We start from the raw sequence: 605 nt of genomic DNA, 5'->3' as shown, positions 1-605 counted from the left end.
ATGAATACACGGACGTCACGAAGGTGGCGACCGGGTCGGCGACGCTTGGAGCCGACAACGGTTTCGGGAACACGCGTCTCCTTGATGTAGTGAGCGGGTACGTCAACTTCGGCGGTTTCTCGCAAAGGCTCGGATCAATTGACGTGAATTCGGCCAACGGGATCAGGGGCAGTGGGTCGGTTACGTTGGGCAGTGATGCTTACCAGGGGCTTCATTCGCTAATTCGCGGCGAACAGTCGGCGTTCACGGGTAACGTAACTCTCACGAACGGTCACACACTGGAGCTTAGCGATACGCTCGGTATCGGCTCTTCAGGAACCGTTGTGCTCAAAAACGGCACGCGTTTGGTCATCAACGACCAAAGTGCGGACAATACGTTCTCGAAGGTTGTTACCGGTGAAGCAGGGGCTACGGTTGAACTGAGCGGCTCGGGCTTCAACATTTACGCGAACAACACAAACTACCTTGGCGACTGGTCGCTCACCAGCGGCACGACCGCTTCCGTCAGCGGCTCGAGCACCGTCGGTGTTGACAGCATCCTCGGCTCGGGAGGCACTGTCGCGCTCGGCACTGACGCAACGCTTGCCCTCTCGCAGGACAGCGGC

The 605-nt window shown here is 58.7% G+C and carries 1 protein-coding gene; it reads left to right on the top strand.

Annotated features, from left to right (window positions below; genetic code table 11):
• Window positions 1-143: 143 nt before the first annotated feature.
• Window positions 144-605, top strand: a 462-nt coding sequence (locus H6A60_RS12240; RefSeq protein WP_205105022.1) for a hypothetical protein, incomplete at its 3' end; no start/stop codon positions are given.

Source organism: Sutterella massiliensis (assembly GCF_016899755.1).
GTDB lineage: Bacteria > Pseudomonadota > Gammaproteobacteria > Burkholderiales > Burkholderiaceae_F > Sutterella > Sutterella massiliensis.
The sequence above is the reverse complement of the archived record's forward strand: the minus strand, read 5'-3'. Positions and strand labels throughout refer to the sequence as shown.